This window comes from Stenotrophomonas sp. YJH_SMC_131 (assembly GCF_059367975.1).
The window spans coordinates 150,766-166,660 of record NZ_JCAFRJ010000009.1 but is presented as its reverse complement, the minus strand read 5'-3'; the positions used below and the strand labels follow the sequence as shown (position 1 = coordinate 166,660).

The window sequence follows — 15,895 nt, the reverse complement described above, 5'->3', positions numbered from 1 at the left end:
CGTGAACAAAAGCAGGCGCTTACGTGAGAGGTGCGATACGCGATACGGTGCCGTCGTGATGCGAAGCAGCACAAAAAACCGCCAGACTGCGCAAAGTGGGGGTGCGAAGTGCGTCACTCCTGCTGTCCTGTGGACAACAGGCGACGGCGTATTCAGGCTACGAACGGACGGAACTGGATGCCCAGCCCGGCGATCCCGTCGGTCTCGCCGATCAGGTCGGCGCGCAGCAGCGGACGGGCATCGATGAACGCCTGCGGCACGATCAGCGACAGCCGGTTGTCGTCGGCGGTCAGTTCCAGCGCCGGCAGCGGGTCGTCCTCATGCGCGCGGTTGAGCAGCACCGCCAGCCGCAGCAGGGCCGCCAACCGGCGCGCGGTCAGCAGCAGTCGCTCGGGCAGGGCGTCGAAGGCGGTCTTGGTCACGCTGCGGCGATGGCTGCGCACCAGCGCGGCCAGCATCTGCTGTTCCTGGCGGGAGAAGCCGGCGATGTCCGAGTGCTCCAGCACGTAGCTGCCATGCACGTGGTAGCCGCTGTGGGCAATCATCAGGCCCAGCTCGTGCAGGCGTGCGGCCCAGCCGAGCATGCGCGCATCATCGGCATCGAGCTTCCAGCGTTCCTGCACCTGCTCCAGCAGTGACAGAGCGGTGTCCTGCACGCGGTCGGCCTGTACCGTATCGATACCGTAGCGCTGGCTGAGCGCGGCCACTGATTCATCGCGCAGGTCGTTCTCGCCGGCACGGCCGACGATGTCGTAGAGGATGCCCTCGCGCATCGCGGCCTTGCTGACCAGCAGCTTCTGCAGGCCAAGTGCCTGGAACGCCGCTTCCAGCACCAGGATGCCGCCGGCGATGATCGGGCGGCGGTCGCTGGACAGGCCCGGCAACTGGATGTCGTCGATCTTCTTGGCCTTCAGCAGCTCATCGCGCAGTTGCGGCAGGGCCTCGGCGGTGATCGCGCCCTTGCTCAGCTTCATCGTCGCGCAGATCTCGCTGATCGCCTTGTGCGTGCCCGAAGAACCCAGCGCCTCCTGCCAGCCCAGCGCGCGGTACTTGCTGGCGAAGGGCTGGAACTCGCGGCCGATCTCGGCCAGCGCGTCCTTCCAGCGCTTCTTGCTGAGCTTGCCGCCGGGGAAGAAGCGCCGGGTGCTGGCGATGCAACCGGCCTGCAGGCTTTCGCGCTCCAGGGTCTGCATGCCCATGCCGATGATGAATTCAGTGGAGCCGCCACCGATGTCGATCACCAGCCGGCGCTGGCCGGGCTTGGGGGGTTGCGCGTGGGCCACGCCCAGGTAGATCAGGCGGGCTTCTTCGCGGCCGCTGACCACTTCGATGGCGTGTCCCAGTGCAGTTTCGGCCGGGACCAGGAACGACTGGGGAGAACGCAGCTGGCGCACCGTGTTGGTGGCCAGCGCGCGCACCCGATGCGGCGGCACATTGCGGATGCGCTGGCCGAAACGGGCCAGGCATTCCAGCGCGCGCTGCCGTGCGGCGGAAGACAGTCCGCCTTTGCCATCCAGCCCGTCGGCCATGCGCACCGTCTCGCGCAGGCGGTCGATCACCCGCAGCTGGCCGAGCGTGTAGCGCGCGATGACCATGTGGAAACTGTTGGAGCCAAGGTCGATGGCGGCCAGCAGGTCGCCATCCTGCAATGCGGGCGGAGTCGTGGAGGTATGCGGCATGGGCGAATGTTAGCCGAAGCGGCGGTGTGCTCGTCACCGCGCGGCCTTCACATTTTGGAAGGAGGCGTGCAGCAGGATTGCAAGGGGTCAGATCCCTTTCCCGCAGGAAAGGGATCTGACCCCGGGCGACCGCTGATCGAATCCCGACCTGCGGTCGGGGTCCACCGGGGCAGGACTACAGCCCCTGCATCAATGCCATCTGCGCAGAATGCGGGGCTTCGTCGTGCGCCGGCGCACGCTTGTGGTAGAGGCCGTCGGCGTCCAGTTCCCAGGCGTTGAGGTTGTCGTCCAGGTAGTTCTGCAGGACCTCGCGGTACACCCGCTTGGCCAGTTCCGGATCGAGGATCGGGAAGCAGGTCTCGACCCGGCGCAGCAGGTTGCGTTCCAGCCAGTCGGCGCTGGCGCAGTACATCTCCGGCGCGCCGTCGTTGCCGAACCAGTAGACGCGGCTGTGCTCCAGGAAGCGGCCGACGATCGAGCGCACGCGGATGTTGTCCGAGACACCCGGAACGCCCGGACGCAGGGTGCAGGCGCCACGGATGATCAGGTCGATCTGCACGCCGGCCTGCGACGCGGCGTACAGCGCGCGCACCACCTGCGGTTCGTTCAACGCGTTCATCTTGGCGATGATCCGCGCTGGGCGGCCGGCGGCGGCGATGCGCGTCTCGCGCTCGATACGGCCGAGGATGCCGGTGTGCAGGGTGAAGGGCGACTGCAGCAGGCGCTTGAGCTTCATCTTCGAGGCCAGCCCGGACAGCTGCTGGAACAACAGGTGCACGTCATTGCCGATGTCCGGATCGGCGGTGATCAGGCTGATGTCGGTGTACGCGCGGGCAGTGCCGCTGTGGTAGTTGCCGGTGCCCAGGTGCACGTAGCGGCGCAGCTTGCGGCCTTCGCGGCGCACGATCAGCAGCATCTTGGCGTGGGTCTTGTAGCCGACCACGCCGTACACCACCTGCACCCCGGCCTCCTGCAGGCGATCGGCCAGGCCCAGGTTGGCCTCTTCGTCGAAGCGCGCACGCAGTTCGACCACTACAGTCACGTCCTTGCCGTTGCGCGCGGCCTGGATCAGTGCGTCGACGATCAGCGAATCCTTGCCGGTGCGGTACAGCGTCTGCTTGATCGCCAGCACGTTGGGATCGATCGCCGCCTGCCGGATCAGGTCCAGCACCGCGGTGAAGGCATCGAACGGGTGGTGCAGCAGCAGGTCCTGGCGCGCCGTGGTCTCGAAGATGCCGTCGCTGTCGCGCAGCGTGCGCGGGGTCATCGGCGGGTACTTCAGGTCTGGCTGCGCGATCAGGTCGTACAGCTGGATGATGCGGTTGAGGTTGACCGGGCCGTCGATGCGGTACACCGCGTTCTCGGTCAGGCCGAAATTCTGCAGCAGCGTGCGCACGATCTCGCGCGGCATGTCGTGGGCGATCTCCAGGCGCACCGCCGGCCGGTAGCCGCGGTCGACCAGTTCGTCGCGCAGCGCCAGCGCCAGGTTCTCCACTTCCTCCTCGTCCACCACCAGCTCGGAGTTGCGGGTGACACGGAACTGGTAGGCACCCTGGACTTCCATGCCCGGGAACAGCTCATCGACGAAGGTCGACAGCACCGAGGACAGGAACACGAAGTTCTGCGATCCGCCGAGCTTCTCCGGCAGCTGGATGATGCGCGGCAGCGAGCGCGGCGCACGCACGATCGCCAGGTGGCCGGCGCGGCCGAACGCATCGGTGCCCTTCAGCACCACCACGATGTTCAGCGACTTGTTGAGGATCTTCGGGAACGGGTGCACCGGGTCCAGGCCCAGCGGCGACAGCACCGGCATGATCTCGTTGCGGAAGTAGGCGCGCAGCCAGCGCCTCTGGCGGTCGGTCCAGGAATGGCGACCGAGCACGCCGATGCCGGCCTCCATCAGCGCCGGGCGCAGCGTCTCGTTCCAGCAGCGGTACTGCTGGTCCACCAGCTCCGCAGCGCGGTCATGGATGGCGTTGAGGATGGCCTGCGGGCTCATGCCGTCCGGCGCCGGCGGCAGGCCGAATTCCTGCGCGTGGCGCACGGCGGCGGCACGGATCTCGAAGAACTCGTCGAGGTTGGTGCAGGAGATGCACATGAAGCGCAGGCGCTCCAGCAGCGGCACCTGCGGGTCCATGGCCTGCGCCAGCACGCGGAAGTTGAAATCCAGCTGCGACAGCTCGCGGTTGATGTACAGCGACGGGTCGCGCAACGGATCGTTGTCCGGGCTCACGGGGAGGGGGAGGGATCCGAGGCTGCTCATGGCGTCATTCTTCGATGGAGGTCAGGGGGGCGGACTCGCGCGGGCGCACGTGGTCGGCATCGAAATGGCAGGAGAACACCGAGCCCTTGCCGACTTCGCTTTCAATCTCCAGCCGTGCGTGGTGCAGGCCGAGGATGTGCTTGACGATGGACAGGCCCAGCCCGGTGCCGCCGCTCTCGCGCGAGCGGCTGCTGGACACACGGTAGAAACGTTCGGTCAGGCGCGGCAGGTGGGTGGCGGGAATGCCGTAGCCGGAATCGCGCACCGCCAGCACGGCGCCGTCGCCTTCGCGGCGGAACTCCACCGCAATGCGGCCCCCGGCCGGGGTATAGCGCACCGCGTTGGTGACCAGGTTGGAGAAGGCGCTGTGCAGTTCCTTGGTCGAACCCTGCAGGTCGACACCGGCCAGATCATCGATGCTGATCTGGTGGCGGCCCTGGCTGTGCGCCTCGGCCTCGCGGCGCAGGGTCGCCAGCATCGGCTGCATGGCCACGGTCTCTTCCTCGCTGTGCTCCTGCGATTCCAGCCGCGACAGGGTCAGCAGGTCTTCCACCAGCTGGGCCATGCGCTGGCTCTGCTTGCGCATTTCTTCCAGCATCGGGCCGGTGCCGGGGAAGTCCTCCGGATCCATCATGTCCAGGTAGCCGTGGACCACGGTGAGCGGCGTGCGCAGCTCGTGTGAAACATTGGCCACGAAGTCGCGGCGCACCTGTTCCAGGCGCAGCAGCTTGCTGACGTCGCGGGCGATCAGCAGCCAGTAATCCGACGAATAGGGAATCAGGCGCAGGTTCAGGCGGATCGCCGGATCGACCGGCGAGGGCACGTCCAGGATCGGTTCGGCATTGCGGCCACCGGCCAGCCAGTGGGCCAGCGGCATCGGCTGCAGGCGTTCGACCAGGGCCTCGCCAAGGTCGCCGGGATGGTGCAGGCCGAGCAGGGCGGTGGCCGCTTCGTTGAACCACTGCACGCGCTGGCTGTTGCGGTCCAGCACCACCACCGCGTCGGGCAATGCGGCGGCGGCGGCGCGGTAGCTGCGCAGCATGTCCAGCAGGCGGCGCTTGCGCACGCGCATTTCCACCTGGTTGCGATACAGCAGGCGGTCCAGTTCGTTCCAGACGCCGGTGCCTTCTTCGGCGGTGTCCCAGCGCTGGCGTGCGGTCAGGCGGCGCAGCACGCTGCGCAGGCGCCAGTAATGCCAGGCCAGGGTGGCCAGCGCGCCCAGCGCGATGCACAACCACAGATGGCCCGTGAACCACCCCACCAGTCCGGCGAACAGCAGTACCGCGGCAACGGTGGCCAGGGTCTTCAACCAGGCAGAGCGGATGTGGCGGGGCATTGCGGTCTCGTCGTTGAGGTGCGGCGGTTCACTGGAGTGAACCAAGGGTTATAGCAGAGTTGCCGGCACCGGCACCCGCAGGTGCGCGGTGCCGGCACGACGAGACTCAGGTGGCAGTGGAGAACCGGTAGCCGGCGCCGCGCACGGTCTGCACCATGTTCTCGGCGTTGAACGGTTCCAGCGTCTTGCGCAGGCGGCGGATATGCACGTCGATGGTGCGCTCCTCCACGTACACGCTGCCACCCCATACATGGTCCAGCAGCTGCGCGCGGGTGTAGACGCGCTCCGGATGGGTCATGAAGAAGTGCAGCAGGCGGTATTCGGTCGGGCCGATCGGCACCGGCTGGTCGTTGGCGAACACGCGATGGGCGGCGCCGTCGATGCGGATCGGGCCGACTGCCACGCTGCCGTCCTCGTCGTCCTCGCGGGCACGGCGCATCACCGCACGGATGCGCGCCAGCAGTTCGCGCGCCGAGAACGGCTTGACCACGTAGTCGTCGACGCCGGCTTCCAGGCCACCGACGCGGTCGTTCTCTTCGCCGCGGGCGGTCAGCATGATGATCGGCACTTCGCGGGTCAGCGTTTCCTTGCGCCAGCGACGGGCCAGGTCCAGGCCGCTGGTGCCGGGCAGCATCCAGTCCAGCAGGATCAGGTCCGGAACGCGGTCGGCGATCGCGGTCTGGGCCTCCCGGGCATCGCCGGCGTGGACCGGTTCGTAATCGCCCTTGCGAAGGGCGAAGGCGACCATTTCACGGATCGCGGGCTCGTCATCGACGATCAGGATGCGTTTCTGCACGAGGACACCGTAGGGCTCGGTTACTGGAGTGGTGCCAGTAGACTACGGTTTGATGACATGTTTGTGACTGCCCGGCCGGAACCGGCCTGGATTGCCATCGGCCGGTCATGCAGCGCTCAGCGCCGGTCCAGGTCCGGGTCCTGCACGCCCTGGCGGCGCAGCTCCAGCACGGTCGGGGTGATCGCTTCGATGCGGGCATCGACCCGCGCGCGGCCAATGTAATCCAGCGCCGGGTTGCGCTTGAGCGCCTGCAGCTGCAGCAGCGCCTGTTCCGGCCGACCGCTGAGGAAGGCGGCCTCGGCATAGGCCTCGCTGGCACGCACGCTGTCGCCGGCCAGCTCGCTGGCGCGGGCAAAGCGCTGCTGGAAGACCGGATCGTTACCGCTTTGCGACAACAGGGGGCGCAGCATCGCCTGCGCGCGCTGGCCGGCCTCGCGGTTGCCCTGTTCGTTCAGGATCTCGGCATAGGTCAGTGCCACCGGGCGGCTGTTGGGGTGTTCGCGCAGCAGCTGCTCGAAGCGGCTGTTGGCCTGGGCCGCCTGGCCTGCCCGCGATTCCGCTTCGCCCAGGCCCAGCGCCAGCCACAGGTTGCCGGGATGGGTCTGGAGCAGGCCGGCCAGGGTCTGCCGGGCCTGGCCGGCGCCGGCACGGCCACCGCGCATGACCGCCAGCGCCTGGCCATAGCGCTGCGCATCGTTGAGACCGTCCTTCTGCCGCTTGGCCAGGTCGGCATACTCGCGTTCCAGCTCGGGGGTGGAATCCGCGCTGAGCACGCGCAGGCGCTCACGTGCCCAGTCGAAGTCGCCGCTGGCGCCACGGTTGAGCTGGCCGATCGGGAGGCGCAGCACACTGCTGGGCAGCAGCGGGTTGTTGCCGCGCAGCAGCGGCTCGCCCAGGCTGGGATCGGCCGGGTCCACCCGCTCCTTGCGCTCGCCGGTGGGGGTGCTGGTGGTCAGCAGCACCGTATCCTTCTTCATCTGCTCGGCGCGGGCCTTGGCTTCGCTGATGCGGGTGATGTTGACCGGGTGGGTGCGCAGGAACTCGGGCACGCTGTAGCCCCCTTCGTTGCCACGCATGGCCGCCGACATCCGTTCGAAGAAGCCGGCCATGGCATCCACGTCGTAGCCGCTGCGCGACAGGGTGCGGATGCCCAGGCGGTCGGCCTCGGACTCGTTGGAGCGGGTGTAGTTGATCTGCCGTTGCTGCATCAGGCCCATGCCCGAGCTGATCGCGGCCATCGTCGCGTTGCCGGACGACGTGCTGTTGCTGGCCTGGGCGGCCACCACCGCCGCCAGCATGCCCAGCAGGATCGGGATCTGGTCACGCTGGGCGCGCTCGACGCCGCGCAGCACATGCTGCTGGGTGACGTGGGCGATTTCGTGGGACAGCACCGCAGCGACCTCGTCCTCGCGCTCGGCGGTCAGCACCAGGCCGGCATTGACCCCGATGTAGCCGCCCAGCGTGGCGAACGCGTTGATCTGGCGGTCGTTCATCACGAAGAAGGTGTACGGCTGCCGTGGCTGGTCACTGTTGGAGCCGAGACGGGTGCCCATGGTCTGCAGCCAGTCGTTGACCAGCGGATCTTCCAGCAGGTAGCCGTAGTTGCGCAGCTCGCGCAGCATCATCGCGCCGTACTCGGCCTGGCGGGCCGGGGTCAGCAGCTCGCCGGCCGAGGAGCCGATGTCGGGCAGCTTCTCCTGGGCCTGGGCCAGCGGCATGGCCAGGGCCAGGGTGACGGCGGTAGTCAGCAGCAGGGCTCGCAAGCAGGAGTTCCTCGGGCGGGGCGCGCCAAGCGTGGCAGGGCGGGGGGCAACCATTCGTTAATCCACAGTGTTGCGGCCGTGGCGTGGAAATTCCAGCGCACCGGTACCATATGTAGACCGTCGATCCATCGTGGAGTTTCCCGTGACAGCCCAGACCGCCGGCGGTGCCCCCGCCATCACCATCTATTCCACCGCCGTCTGCCCGTACTGCGTGGCCGCCAAGAACTTCCTGAAGAGCAAGGGCCAGCAGTGGACCGAGGTCCGCATCGACCTGGACCCGGCCGAGCGCGAGAAGATGATGGCGCTGACCCGCCGCACCAGCGTGCCGCAGATCTTCGTCGGCGACGTCCATGTCGGCGGCTACGACGACATGATGGCCCTGCACCGTGAAGGCAAGCTCGAGCCGCTGCTGGCCGGGCAGGGCCAGGCATGAGCGCGGCCGACGACGGCAGCAAGGACCGCATCGCCGAGTTCACCGAGTTCCGCAAGCGCATGAACGAGCGGATCCTGGGTGAGCCGAACCAGGTGGTGCGCCGCTTCTTCGCGCTGGACACGCAGACCTACCAGGCCGGCGCGCTGGACGTGAAGACCAAGGAGCTGCTGGGCCTGGTGGCCTCGATGGTGCTGCGCTGCGACGACTGCATCAGCTATCACGTGGCCCAGTGCAAGGACGCCGGCGTGACCCGCGAGGAGTTCTTCGAGACCTTCTCGGTCGGCCTGGTGGTGGGCGGATCGATCGTGATCCCGCACCTGCGCCGCGCGGTCGACTTCCTCGACCAGCTTGAAGGTGGCGCCGCCGCCCCGGCAGCGCACGAGCACTGAGGGGCGTGCCGGCCGCTGGCCGGTATTCCCTGAATCCGGCATGGCCGGGGTTGCCGGCCAGCGGCCGGCACTACCGCACCCGCGAGGGGCCTTCCCACGATCCAACAGCCCAGGAGCCCCCTTGTTGTTCAAGGGGGCGCGCCGGCAGGCGCGGGGATAAGGCGGAATGCGCGGGCAATTCTGCCTGGGCCGGGCACTGGGACCATGGTCTATTTGGGACCTCGGCCCCGGCTCAGGCATAATTGCCGGTGAAACTTCCTTTGCGCCGGCGTTTCCGGGCACGTCCGGACGGCGTTTTTCCCCCTGTTCGGAACATCGATCAATGACGCAGAAAATTACGGTCATCCGCGGCGACGGCATTGGCCCGGAAATCATGGACGCCACCCTGTTCGTGCTCGACCAGCTCAAGACTGGCCTGGAGTACGAAGACGCCGACGCCGGCCTGGTGGCCCTGGAAAAGCACGGCGACCTGATGCCGGCAGTGACCCTGGAATCGATCGCGCGCAACAAGGTCGCGCTGAAGAGCCCGCTGACCACCCCGGTCGGTGGTGGCTTCACCTCGATCAACGTCAGCCTGCGCCGCCACTTCGACCTGTACGCCAACGTGCGTCCGGCCCACACCTTCCCGAACACCAAGTCGCGTTTCGACAACGTCGACCTGATCACCGTCCGTGAGAACACCGAAGGTGCCTACCTGGCCGAAGGCCAGGAAGTGTCGGCCGACGGCGAAACCGCCTTCTCCGGCACCCGCATCACCCGCAAGGGCTCCGAGCGCATCGTGCGCTACGCCTTCGAGCTGGCCAAGAGCACTGGCCGCAAGAAGGTCACTGCCGTGCACAAGGCCAACATCATCAAGTCGACCTCGGGCCTGTTCCTGAACGTCGCCCGTGAAGTCGCCGCACAGTACCCGGAGATCGAGTTCCAGGAAATGATCGTCGACAACTGCTGCATGCAGCTGGTGATGCGTCCGGAACAGTTCGATGTGATCGTCACCACCAACCTGTTCGGCGACATCATCTCCGACCTGTGCGCCGGTCTCGTCGGCGGCCTGGGCCTGGCCCCGGGTGCCAACATCGGCAAGGACGCGGCGATCTTCGAAGCCGTGCACGGCACCGCGCCGGACATCGCCGGCCAGGGCAAGGCCAATCCGTGCGCGCTGCTGCTGGCAGCCGCGCAGATGCTGGACCATGTCGGCCAGCCGGAAAACGCCGAGCGCCTGCGCAAGGCCATCGTGGCGACCATGGAAGCCAAGGATTCGCTGACCGGCGACCTGGGCGGCACCGGCACCACCATGAGCTTTGCCCAGGCCATCGCCAACCGCCTGTAAGCGGCCGGCCGACCTCGGTTGGATCCACAGCGGGGCGCCTTCGGGCGCCCCGTTGCGTTGTGGGCCGGCCCGGTAGATCCACGCCGTGCGTGGAATGACGGGGCCTTGGTCCGCAGCCACCCATGGGGTGGCTCTACATGGAAATTGTCTGTGCGTACATTGCACAGATCATGTGCCGCTACGCGGCTGGTTCGTGCGTCATGCGCTCCGCATCCTGTGCCCACTTCCCAACGCACTGGAGCTCGAACATGAACCTCACCGCCTTCGGCCTGGCCAGCCTGATCGGCATGGCCACCACCGCCCCGGTCGCCGCCGCCGAGCCGGCCCATCCCACCATCCGCCACATGGCTGGCGCGCCGGTCGCGACCTCGCTGGATGCGGCAAAGACCGCCGTGCTGGTCATCGACTTCCAGAATGAGTACTTCGATGCCACGGCCGCACCGGGCTTTGCCGGTGGCCGCATGGTCATTCCCGATGGCGTGGCCGCGCTGCGGCAGGCGAAGCGGGTGGTCGAATTCGCCGATGCTCATGGCATCCGCGTGATCCATGTGCAGCACGTGCTGCCGGCGGGTGCGCCGCTGTTCGCACAGGGCAGCGTCAATGCTGCCTTCCATCGCGACCTGCAGCCGCGCCAGGGCGAGACCGTGGTGCAGAAGGACAATGTCAGCGTGTTCGCCGGCGCGTCCTCCACCGTGCTCGACCCGCTGCTGAAGAACGCCGGCATCGACACCCTGATCGTCACCGGCCTGCAGACCCATGCCTGCGTGGCTGGTGCCGCGCGCGACGCGGCGGCCGCGCCCCGTGGTTACCGGGTGATCGTCTCGTCCGATGCCAGCGCCAGCCGTGACCTGGACCTGGCTGGCGGCCGGCGCATCGGCCATCGCACGCTGCATGAAGCCGCTCTGGCCCAGATCGAGGACGCCTTCGGCGATGTCATGACGACTGACGCGATCCTGGCACTGCCGGTGCGCAAGGCCGGCGACGGCGCTTGATAAGCTGGCGGGGCCCGCATGCCGCGGGCTCCGCCACGTGGAGCTGCCCGCCGATGGATCACTTCGCTGCCCTGCGTGCACTGCGCGCCATCGTCGATGCGGGCAGCTTCACCGCGGCAGCCGAGCGCCTCGGTACCACCCACTCGGCGATGTCGCGGCAACTGCGGCAGCTGGAAGAACACCTGCAGGTGCGCCTGCTCGATCGCAACAGCCGCCGGCTGTCGTTGACCGAGGCCGGGCGCGACTACTACCGTGAGGCGGCAACGCTGCTGGACCGCCTGCAGGAAGCCGACGACCGTGCCCGTGCCGGGCAGGCGCAGCCCAGTGGAAGCGTGAGGATCAGCGTGCCGCAGGTGGTGGCCAGCCAGGAGCTGCCGCACTGGCTGCCGTCATTCCTGCAGCGTTACCCCCAGGTCACGCTGGACCTGTCGGCCGATGACCAGCTGGTCGATGTGGTCGGTGGTGGTTTCGACCTGGCCCTGCGCATCGCGGCTTCACTGCCGGACAGCCAGCTGGTCGCGCGCGAGCTGGCCAGCTGCCCGCGCATCCTGGTCGCCGCACCGGCCTACCTGGCACACCACGGACTGCCGCGGCAGGCAGCGGACCTGGCTCATCACACGCTGCTGGGTTTCAGTCCCACGCCAGCAATGCCGCCCTGGCAGTTGCAGGGGCCGCGCGGCGCAACCGCGAGCATCGAAGCCGGGCAGCGCCTGCGCGTGGATGCCACGCCCGCACTGTACGCCGCCGCGCTGGCCGGCATGGGCATCAGCCTGTTCACCGCCTTCACCGTGCAGGAGGATCTGCGCGCCGGTCGTTTGATCCGCGTGCTGCCGGCCTGGCATGCGGGCCAGCGACGCTACTTCGCGCTGTACCCGCATGCACGTGCACTGGCGCCCAAGGTGCGTGCGCTGGTCGAGCATCTCGCGGCGCACTACGCTGCACAGGTGAGCGCGGCAGGGTAGTCGCGCGGTTGCAGCCGGGGTGATGATGGAGTCGGTGTATCTGCTGGTCGCGCTTGGCGCGATCGTCGCCGGATTCGTACAGGGCCTGACCGGTTTCGCCTTCGGGATGGTAGCGATGTCGTTCTGGGCATGGGGGCTGGAGCCGCGACTGGCCGCTGCGCTGTCGGTGTTCGGCGCGCTGGTCGGTCAGCTGGTGGCCGTGTTCACCGTGCGGCGTGGCTTCAACCTGCGCCTGCTGCTGCCGTTCGTGCTGGGCGGCCTGGCGGGCATTCCGCTCGGCGTGATGGTACTGCCACACCTGGACATGGACTGGTTCAAGGCGCTGCTGGGCGGCTTCCTTGCGCTGTGGTGCCCGGTGATGCTGATGGCGCGATCATTGCCGCCGATCCGCGTGGGTGGTCGCATCGGTGACGCGATCGCCGGCATGGCAGGTGGGGTGCTCAGCGGCATCGGCGGTTTCGCCGGACCGGTGCCGACGCTGTGGAGCACGCTGCGTGGCTTCGGCAAGGACGAGCAGCGCGCGGTCATCCAGAACTTCAACCTGGCGATGCTGGCAGTGACCATGGCCACCTATGTCGGCAGCGGCCTGGTGAGCCGGCAGATGCTGCCGTACTTCGCCATCGTGGCGCCGGCGATGCTGGTGCCGACCCTGCTGGGTGCGCGCGTCTACATCGGCATCAGCGAGGCGCGCTTCCGGCAGATCGTACTGAGCCTGTTGACCGCGTCGGGCATCGCATTGCTGGCGTCGTCGATGCCGGCGCTGCTGGCGCGGTCGTAACCGGTTGAACGTCAGGTCGGGCGGAACATGCGGAAGCGCTGTCCGGCACCGATGCGGAAGTAGTCGGCAGGCCCGCCGCCGCGCAGGATCGGGGCCGCCGCAGCGGTGTCGTAGATGCCATCGACCAGCAGCCGTTCATCGATATGCACCGTCACGACTTCGCCCAGCACCAGCCAGCCGTTGGTGTCCTGGCCGGCGGCATCTCGCAGGCGGACGATCTGCGTGCAGCGGCATTCCATGCTTACCGGGCTCTGTGCCACGCGGGGCGGTGTGACCTGCGTTGAGGCCAGTGGCGTCAGGCCGGCAAGGACGAACTCGTCGACATCCGGCGCGACCGCACGGCAGCTTTCGTTCATCGCCTCGGCCAGGTCGAAGGTGGCCAGGTTCCACACGAATTCACCGGTGGCTTCAATGTTGCGCAGCGAGTCTTTGCGGCCCTGGCTGGAGAAGCCGATGATCGGCGGGGTGTAGTTGAAGGCGTTGAAGAAGCTGTAGGGCGCCAGGTTCAACGTGCCCTGTGCGTCGCGGCTGGAAATCCAGCCGATCGGGCGCGGGCCGATGATGGCGTTGAACGGGTCATGCGGCAGACGGTGGCCCTCTGCCGGGCGGTAGCTGTGGAAGGTGTCGGGCATGGGGGCAGGGGACGTGTGGGCTTGCTCGACTCTACAAAAAAGCCGCGACCCTTGCGGATCGCGGCTTGTCTCTCTCGGCGTGGCTGGACTCAGCGCTGCTGGATCTTCGACAGCAGGCGCAGGAACTCCACATACAGCCAGACCAGGGTCACCATCAGGCCGAATGCGCCATACCACTCCATGTACTTCGGCGCGCGCTGGGCCACGCCGGTTTCGATGAAGTCGAAGTCCAGCACCAGGTTCAGCGCCGCCACGACCACCACGAACAGGCTGAAGGCGATGCCCAGCCAGCTGGAGTCGTGGATCACCGGCACGTTGATGTTGAAGAAGCCCAGCACGAACGAGGCCAGGTAGAGCAGGGCGATGCCGCCGGTGGCGGCGACCACGCCCAACTTGAAGTTCTCGGTGGCCTTGATCACGCCGCTGCGGTACGCGAACAGCAGCGCAAACAGGGTGCCGAAGGTCAGCAGCACGGCCTGGAACACGATGCCCGGGAACTTGGCGTTGAACAGGGCCGAGATGGCGCCGAGGAACACGCCTTCCACCAGCGCATACATCGGCGCGGTGACCGGCGACCATTCCTTCTTGAAGATGGTGATCAGCGCCAGCACCAGGCCGCCGATGGCGCCGCCCATGGCATACAACCTGGCTCCGGCCATGACCTGGCCGTAGTCGTCGATGGTCTGGTTCCAGGCGAAAGCGGCCGTCAGCACGGTCAACAGCAGCAGGAAACCGGTCTTGTTGACGGTGCCGTTGAGGGTCATTGCCTGGTCGGGGCTGGTCACCACCGAACCGCTGGCGAGGTCGAGGAAGGTCGACTCGGAAAGAGCCGGGTTGCCGCTGCGCATGCGTGTTCTCCGTGCGAATGAGGGTCAGGACGGCCATCCGGCCGATGGGCGTGAGCATAGCCGATGACTGCTTTCGGCGTTGTGGCAGGCCGCGGAACTGCGCATCCTTCGTTGACAGTTCCCAACGCGCTTGGCGACAATGACCAACTCCCCGGGCCTGACCCGAGGGGATTGCAAGACCGGGGTATAGCGCAGTCTGGTAGCGCGCCTGCTTTGGGAGCAGGATGTCGGGGGTTCGAATCCCTCTACCCCGACCAATCCCACGTCACGTCGGATTGGACACCGTTCCGGTTCGGGCGCCCGTAGCTCAACTGGATAGAGCACCGGCCTTCTAAGCCGGCGGTTACAGGTTCGATTCCTGTCGGGCGCGCCATTGGCGGGACAGCGGGATCGCATCGGCGGATGTGAAGAAGTGCTTGCAAAAGCGTAAAGACTCCACCAGAATATCGGACTCGCTTCGGCGGACCGGAACTTCGGTGACAGTCTCCAGGCAAGGTTTCAAGGTTCCAGTGCTGGCGGTATCGGCGGTGGAGCGAAAGTTTCAGTGGTGGCTGTAGCTCAGTTGGTTAGAGTACCGGATTGTGATTCCGGTGGTCGGGGGTTCGAATCCCCTCAGCCACCCCACTGATTCAACCGCATCGGCGCAGCCGAAACGGTATTGCAATAAACAGAAAGCACGCTACAATGTGCGTCTGAGTTCCACGGGCCGTTAGCTCAGTTGGTAGAGCAGTTGACTCTTAATCAATAGGTCCAAGGTTCGAATCCTTGACGGCCCACCAAGACGGAAGCCACCTGGTACGCCAGGTGGCTTTTTTCTTATAGGTGTGACCCTTTCGTTTCAATGGGCCACACGTTGCAGGGCCCCGCCTGGCGTGGATCTGCAACGCATCGGGATCGCAGTGCTGGTTTCAACGATGTTGAAGAAAGTGCTTGCACCCACCGAGCGGATCGGGTCATAATTCGCGCCCCGATTTCGGGCTGTTAGCTCAGTTGGTAGAGCAGTTGACTCTTAATCAATAGGTCCAAGGTTCGAATCCTTGACAGCCCACCAGACGAAAGCCACTTGGTCATCCAGGTGGCTTTTTTCTTGCCCGCACGCCGGGTTGCGCTTCATCCACGCATGGCGTGGATCTACTGAAGCAGTGCTGAAATCAGGGGCATACGCGTCATCAGTGTTTTCAATGCTGTGCACTGCTTCTCACCGCATGGCGTCCTGCATCGCACCCAATAGATCTTCCGCGCCGATGGCGCATGCAGGAAGGAAGATGTTGATGGCTGAGATCACTCGATTGCACGGCACGGTGTGGATTCCCTTCGCGTTGATGGCACTGGCGGCCTGCACGCCGGGCAATGATCCCGCGCAGGCTGTCGAGCGTGATCCGGGCGCAGAGCGCATTCCGGCGCGCCAGATCGACGACGCCATGCAGTTGCGGCCGGCCCGGCCCGCGGAGGGGGAGGTCCTGCCCGGCGCGGTGGACGTACAGCGCAATGCGGACGGTTCGGTGGATGTGCGCAGGGCTGCGCCGGCGTCGGTGGCCCTGCGTCGCACCGACGATGGGGGCGTGGAGGTCCGGAAGGTGGATGCGGCCGTCGACCCGGGCTCAGGCGCGGCGCCGGCCCGCACGGTACCGCAGCAGTAGGCTGCGGCCAGCCCGGCGGGTCGCGCACCCGCCGGGCTGGCCGCGATGCAGCGATGG

14 protein-coding genes and 5 tRNA genes are annotated in these 15,895 nt (G+C 67.0%); 12 read left to right on the top strand and 7 right to left on the bottom strand.

Annotated elements, in window-relative coordinates; translation table 11 throughout:
- Nucleotides 1–152 precede the first annotated feature (152 nt).
- The 5 genes from ppx to AC5P56_RS17880 all read right to left on the bottom strand — a co-directional run bounded on the left by ppx (nucleotide 153) and on the right by AC5P56_RS17880 (nucleotide 7,837).
- Nucleotides 153–1,679 carry an exopolyphosphatase gene (gene ppx / locus AC5P56_RS17900; protein WP_032955928.1) on the bottom strand — a complete coding sequence of 509 codons (1,527 nt, stop codon included), beginning with the start codon at nucleotides 1,677–1,679 and terminating at the stop codon, nucleotides 153–155.
- A gap of 175 nt (nucleotides 1,680–1,854) precedes the next feature.
- On the bottom strand, nucleotides 1,855–3,942 hold the full coding sequence (gene ppk1 / locus AC5P56_RS17895) for a polyphosphate kinase 1 (RefSeq protein ID WP_046429123.1): 2,088 nt from the start codon (nucleotides 3,940–3,942) through the stop codon (nucleotides 1,855–1,857).
- Between the two features lie 4 nt (nucleotides 3,943–3,946).
- A complete protein-coding gene (phoR, locus tag AC5P56_RS17890; protein WP_005415460.1) occupies nucleotides 3,947–5,278 on the bottom strand; it encodes a phosphate regulon sensor histidine kinase PhoR in 1,332 nt (443 codons plus the stop codon).
- 106 nt (nucleotides 5,279–5,384) lie between these two features.
- The gene (gene phoB / locus AC5P56_RS17885; protein ID WP_005408258.1) at nucleotides 5,385–6,074 is read right to left on the bottom strand and encodes a phosphate regulon transcriptional regulator PhoB; all 690 of its coding nucleotides are present in this window, start codon (nucleotides 6,072–6,074) and stop codon (nucleotides 5,385–5,387) included.
- A 116-nt stretch (nucleotides 6,075–6,190) separates the two neighbouring features.
- Nucleotides 6,191–7,837, bottom strand: coding sequence for a M48 family metalloprotease (locus AC5P56_RS17880; RefSeq protein ID WP_014646090.1), 1,647 nt, complete (start codon nucleotides 7,835–7,837; stop codon nucleotides 6,191–6,193).
- 142 nt (nucleotides 7,838–7,979) lie between these two features.
- Here AC5P56_RS17880 and grxC point away from each other — a divergent pair, with 142 nt between their 5' ends.
- The 6 genes from grxC (at nucleotide 7,980) to AC5P56_RS17850 (ending at nucleotide 12,718) form a co-directional block, all read left to right on the top strand.
- Nucleotides 7,980–8,270, top strand: coding sequence for a glutaredoxin 3 (gene grxC / locus AC5P56_RS17875; RefSeq protein WP_004154541.1), 291 nt, complete (start codon nucleotides 7,980–7,982; stop codon nucleotides 8,268–8,270).
- Nucleotides 8,267–8,659 carry a carboxymuconolactone decarboxylase family protein gene (locus tag AC5P56_RS17870; protein ID WP_004154542.1) on the top strand — a complete coding sequence of 131 codons (393 nt, stop codon included), beginning with the start codon at nucleotides 8,267–8,269 and terminating at the stop codon, nucleotides 8,657–8,659. The genes grxC and AC5P56_RS17870 overlap by 4 nt, the downstream gene beginning before the upstream one ends.
- 322 nt (nucleotides 8,660–8,981) lie before the next feature.
- Nucleotides 8,982–9,986: an isocitrate dehydrogenase gene (locus AC5P56_RS17865; RefSeq protein WP_495231838.1), complete on the top strand. Its 1,005-nt coding sequence runs from the start codon at nucleotides 8,982–8,984 to the stop codon at nucleotides 9,984–9,986.
- A gap of 248 nt (nucleotides 9,987–10,234) precedes the next feature.
- Nucleotides 10,235–10,978 carry a cysteine hydrolase family protein gene (locus AC5P56_RS17860; RefSeq protein ID WP_014646091.1) on the top strand — a complete coding sequence of 248 codons (744 nt, stop codon included), beginning with the start codon at nucleotides 10,235–10,237 and terminating at the stop codon, nucleotides 10,976–10,978.
- A 53-nt stretch (nucleotides 10,979–11,031) separates the two neighbouring features.
- Nucleotides 11,032–11,940, top strand: a complete 909-nt coding sequence (locus tag AC5P56_RS17855) for a LysR family transcriptional regulator (RefSeq protein WP_032961780.1) — start codon at nucleotides 11,032–11,034, stop codon at nucleotides 11,938–11,940.
- 25 nt (nucleotides 11,941–11,965) lie between these two features.
- A complete protein-coding gene (locus AC5P56_RS17850; protein ID WP_126412564.1) occupies nucleotides 11,966–12,718 on the top strand; it encodes a sulfite exporter TauE/SafE family protein in 753 nt (250 codons plus the stop codon).
- 11 nt (nucleotides 12,719–12,729) lie between these two features.
- Here the strand turns inward: AC5P56_RS17850 and AC5P56_RS17845 are convergent, their stop codons facing one another.
- Together AC5P56_RS17845 and AC5P56_RS17840 are read right to left on the bottom strand one after the other, a co-directional pair.
- Nucleotides 12,730–13,350 (bottom strand): flavin reductase family protein, encoded by a 621-nt coding sequence (locus AC5P56_RS17845; RefSeq protein ID WP_014646094.1) that lies wholly within the window; start codon nucleotides 13,348–13,350, stop codon nucleotides 12,730–12,732.
- Between the two features lie 89 nt (nucleotides 13,351–13,439).
- Nucleotides 13,440–14,198, bottom strand: a complete 759-nt coding sequence (locus AC5P56_RS17840) for a Bax inhibitor-1/YccA family protein (protein ID WP_014646095.1) — start codon at nucleotides 14,196–14,198, stop codon at nucleotides 13,440–13,442.
- Between the two features lie 180 nt (nucleotides 14,199–14,378).
- Here AC5P56_RS17840 and AC5P56_RS17835 point away from each other — a divergent pair.
- The 6 genes from AC5P56_RS17835 (at nucleotide 14,379) to AC5P56_RS17810 (ending at nucleotide 15,838) form a co-directional block, all read left to right on the top strand.
- Nucleotides 14,379–14,455, top strand: a tRNA-Pro gene (locus AC5P56_RS17835).
- 39 nt (nucleotides 14,456–14,494) lie between these two features.
- Nucleotides 14,495–14,571 (top strand) — tRNA-Arg (locus AC5P56_RS17830).
- 174 nt (nucleotides 14,572–14,745) lie between these two features.
- A tRNA-His gene (locus tag AC5P56_RS17825) sits at nucleotides 14,746–14,822 on the top strand.
- A 79-nt stretch (nucleotides 14,823–14,901) separates the two neighbouring features.
- A tRNA-Lys gene (locus tag AC5P56_RS17820) sits at nucleotides 14,902–14,977 on the top strand.
- Between the two features lie 196 nt (nucleotides 14,978–15,173).
- A tRNA-Lys gene (locus tag AC5P56_RS17815) sits at nucleotides 15,174–15,249 on the top strand.
- 220 nt (nucleotides 15,250–15,469) lie between these two features.
- Entirely contained in the window at nucleotides 15,470–15,838 is a 369-nt protein-coding gene (locus tag AC5P56_RS17810; RefSeq protein WP_111205354.1) for a hypothetical protein, read from the top strand.
- Nucleotides 15,839–15,895: the final 57 nt, after the last annotated feature.

Bases quoted from the DNA above. Each gene is read 5' to 3' on its own strand.
- ppx (WP_032955928.1), bottom strand. From the start codon at position 1,679: ATGCCGCATACCTCCACGACTCCGCCCGCATTGCAGGATGGCGACCTG.
- ppk1 (WP_046429123.1), bottom strand. From the start codon at position 3,942: ATGAGCAGCCTCGGATCCCTCCCCCTCCCCGTGAGCCCGGACAACGAT.
- phoR (WP_005415460.1), bottom strand. From the start codon at position 5,278: ATGCCCCGCCACATCCGCTCTGCCTGGTTGAAGACCCTGGCCACCGTT.
- AC5P56_RS17870 (WP_004154542.1), top strand. From the start codon at position 8,267: ATGAGCGCGGCCGACGACGGCAGCAAGGACCGCATCGCCGAGTTCACC.
- AC5P56_RS17865 (WP_495231838.1), top strand. From the start codon at position 8,982: ATGACGCAGAAAATTACGGTCATCCGCGGCGACGGCATTGGCCCGGAA.
- AC5P56_RS17860 (WP_014646091.1), top strand. From the start codon at position 10,235: ATGAACCTCACCGCCTTCGGCCTGGCCAGCCTGATCGGCATGGCCACC.
- AC5P56_RS17855 (WP_032961780.1), top strand. From the start codon at position 11,032: ATGGATCACTTCGCTGCCCTGCGTGCACTGCGCGCCATCGTCGATGCG.
- AC5P56_RS17850 (WP_126412564.1), top strand. From the start codon at position 11,966: ATGGAGTCGGTGTATCTGCTGGTCGCGCTTGGCGCGATCGTCGCCGGA.
- AC5P56_RS17845 (WP_014646094.1), bottom strand. From the start codon at position 13,350: ATGCCCGACACCTTCCACAGCTACCGCCCGGCAGAGGGCCACCGTCTG.
- AC5P56_RS17840 (WP_014646095.1), bottom strand. From the start codon at position 14,198: ATGCGCAGCGGCAACCCGGCTCTTTCCGAGTCGACCTTCCTCGACCTC.
- AC5P56_RS17810 (WP_111205354.1), top strand. From the start codon at position 15,470: ATGGCTGAGATCACTCGATTGCACGGCACGGTGTGGATTCCCTTCGCG.